This is a genomic window from Paraburkholderia sp. 31.1, assembly GCF_014397645.1.
GTDB classification, from domain to species: domain Bacteria; phylum Pseudomonadota; class Gammaproteobacteria; order Burkholderiales; family Burkholderiaceae; genus Paraburkholderia; species Paraburkholderia tuberum.
This window is the reverse complement of sequence record NZ_VZQN01000124.1, coordinates 1-3,039: the sequence shown is the minus strand read 5'-3', so window position 1 is coordinate 3,039 and position 3,039 is coordinate 1. Positions and strand designations below refer to the sequence as shown.

Genomic DNA, 3,039 nt, shown 5'->3' with positions numbered 1-3,039 from the left:
GAGAAGAGGGGCTCGTTTGCGAGCCAAATTCACCGAAATGAGCGTCGATTCGATTCGTTATCCAGAAAATTTGACGCGTCTTGATCTGCAAGCCGATCCGACAGTTCATTAATCAGCGTTTCCCTAGCTGCATCAACGAGATGCGAAGTTGAAGGAGCGGTCGATGAGTACGATAAAGAGCTCTTTACGTCTGCTGGTCGAAAAATGGCTTGGGCCGACTGCGGCCATGTCGGCCCGGGTGACCCGGTTCGGCCGCATGAACTCAAATCAGCGGCGCTATGTATGTGTGGAGGCATTGCGGCCAGCAGGCACATTGGCAATCTATTTCTTCCTCCACGATGACGGTGTGTGGTGCGTGTTTCCACCTGCGGTCGAACGTCCTGCGATGAGCGTTCATGATTTGCAGCGGGATTGCGGCTCGCTGCTTGTTTAGCGAATTTATAACTCATGACATTAGCAATCTATTGCTGCGCAAAGATGCAAGACCCCAAACCGTTCACTCCGCATAGTGGACGTGCATTTTGGGGAACGCGAGTAATCCGTTGCGACAGCAGAAATGCCGATGGTTTGCATCGCGACCACATCCGGTCTTGCGAAATGAGCTCCGGCATGCTCCACGAGGTCGCTAAATATTGGGGCCGTCGACTCGCTGGATCGAGCGCGGTGATTGTCAACGGTTCACAGCAACGAGTCGAACGTCCGGAGTTGGCCGCACGCGGTCCAATGATGCCCCCAGGGGAAAGCGGTAACATTGAAAGAGACCGGACGGCCTCGGCACGGGGACAGCCTGTTGTCGCCCCTCAATGGATTCGGACCCGCCACATCGCGCTCAAGGCGGCACGGACCCTGCTACAACTTTCGGAACAGTGAGCGGGAGAGTTCAATGAATGCTAACCACACAAGCGCTGACCTCCTCAGGTTGGCTGAAGTTCTCAGAGAAGTGGGATTCGAAGTCGTCGAACCGAGCGACTGGGCAAATGTTTCGCCGCGCTGGTGGAACGGCGCGCTTTGCCCGCGGCCATTGCTCCTGGCGCGCTGCGATACCACCGAGAAGGTGAGTCGTGCATTGCGCGTAACCAACGACGCTCACGTCCCAATATCTATCTACAACGGCGGGCAGGACTGGGCCGGTCGCTCACTCCGCGAAGGCACCGTCATCCTCGACATATCAAGGATGGCGAAACTCGCGATCGACGCCGATAGTCGCGAGGTCATGATCGGCGGCGGTGTCACGGCAGCCCAACTCAATCAGGCTGCGGGCGAGCATGGCCTCGCGGCAGTGATCGGCAATGACGGCGCGGTCAGCATGACCGGCCTCGTCCTCGGTGGGGGGTACGGCCCGCTCATGACACGCTTTGGCCTGGCCTGCGACAGCCTTCTGTCCGCGGAGGTCGTGCTGCCTGACGGGAGGATTGTCGTCTGCGACGCGGAGCGCAACGCCGATCTGTTCTGGGCCTTGCGAGGCGGCGGTGGGAACTTCGGCGTCGTCACCGCCATGCGGCTGCGCCTGTACGATCCCGGAACGGTGCTCAGTGGCACGATAGTCTTCCCTTTGGCAGACGCGCGCGCGGTGTTGGCTCGCTTTGCGGACGTGGCAAGTCAGGCACCCGCCAATCTGTTCGCCTCTGCCGTCCTGTCGCCTGTACCTGATGGCAAACCGGTCGTCGTGTTTTCCATGGTCTGGTCAGGCGAGGTGGCAACCGGCGAGGCAATTCTGGCCAGGGTCGGGTCCGTGGGAACTCCGCTTCTCGTCAAGGCCGTTCCGATGCCGGCGTCAAGCCTCTTGTCTCTCACCGACGGGAAGCTCGCGCAAGGCCGCGGTTACGAGGTCGCGACCAGATGGTTCGACGCGCTCGGCCCGGCCACAATCGACGCTCTTGTCTCTGCGTTCGAGGCCCGTACCTCGCCGCTCACGTCAATCATCATTCACCACTGCCACGGAGCAGCAACCGACGTCGCTCCCGAGGATACCGCGTTTGGGATGCGCAAGCCTCACTTTACGGCCTTGATCTATGCGACCTGGACGCCTGAGAGGGATGACGCTGAACCCCATCGGGCGTGGGCACATAGGCTCAACGCGGCGCTTGGCCCGACAGCACTCCCGGGCGGGTACGCCAACCTGCTAGCCGACACGTCCGCAGAACAAATCGCGCGCGCCTATGGACCTAACGCCGCGCGTCTAGCGAGCGTTAAAGAGCAATTCAACCCTTCAGGCGTTCTTAAGGCCATTCCACTCCCGTGATGCGAACACAAGACCGGCAGGAAGATATCACGCAACACCTATTGTAAGGCCACACTATGTTCGAGACGGAACTCTTCGCCGGCTGGGGCGACATGGATTTCAACTCACATATGCGCAACACCGCCTATCTCGACAAGTCGGTCGATGCGCGGATGCTGTACTTCGCGAAACAGGGTTTTTCGATGTCGGAGTTCATGAAGCTCCGTATCGGACCGGTGGTGATGAAGGACGAGATCGAATATTTTCGCGAGATCCATCTGCTTGATCGGATAACAGTAGGCTTTGCGCTCGCTGGCCTGTCTGCCGATGGAAGCCGTACGCTGTTGTGCAACGAGTTTCTTCGCGAAGGCAAACTGGTGGCCCGCGTGACCTCAGCGGTTGGTTGGCTCGATCTGGAAAAGCGCAAGCTGACGTGTCCACCTCCCGCCCTGCTCGATGCGATGCATGCATTGGACAAGACCGAGGATTTTGTCGAATTGCCGAGCAGCGTAAACCGAGCGCAATCGAGTTGAGCCCTCGGCTCCGGTTCCGTCGGAGTTAAGTCCTGGTCCGGTCAGGCAACGCGCGCCTTTGGAAGACCAATGACCGTTTGAAGAGGCGGATTCAACCGGTGGATGCAACACACTGAAGACTGCGCAAGCAGTGGGAGTGTTGCAGATGAAACAGCGACGCCGGATTTACTACAGCGAGAAGCAGAAAGCGCTGATGTGGGAACGTTGGCGGAAGGGAGAGTCTCTCCAGAAGATCGCCCAGCTTTTTGACCGGAACCACTCGTCTGTACAGGGGATTCTGGCTGA

General features: G+C 59.0%; 3 protein-coding genes and 1 pseudogene. All 4 read left to right on the top strand.

Features of this window, described 5'->3' with window-relative positions; all coding sequences use genetic code 11:
• Nucleotides 1-163: 163 nt before the first annotated feature.
• The gene (locus F6X37_RS35490; protein ID WP_184062652.1) at nucleotides 164-433 is read left to right on the top strand and encodes a hypothetical protein; all 270 of its coding nucleotides are present in this window, start codon (nucleotides 164-166) and stop codon (nucleotides 431-433) included.
• A 450-nt stretch (nucleotides 434-883) separates the two neighbouring features.
• Nucleotides 884-2,242: an FAD-binding oxidoreductase gene (locus tag F6X37_RS35485; RefSeq protein ID WP_187614637.1), complete on the top strand. Its 1,359-nt coding sequence runs from the start codon at nucleotides 884-886 to the stop codon at nucleotides 2,240-2,242.
• Nucleotides 2,243-2,298: 56 nt separating this feature from the next.
• Nucleotides 2,299-2,754: a thioesterase family protein gene (locus tag F6X37_RS35480; protein WP_184062656.1), complete on the top strand. Its 456-nt coding sequence runs from the start codon at nucleotides 2,299-2,301 to the stop codon at nucleotides 2,752-2,754.
• A 145-nt stretch (nucleotides 2,755-2,899) separates the two neighbouring features.
• Nucleotides 2,900-3,039: pseudogene (locus F6X37_RS35475) on the top strand (IS30 family transposase); the annotation flags it as partial.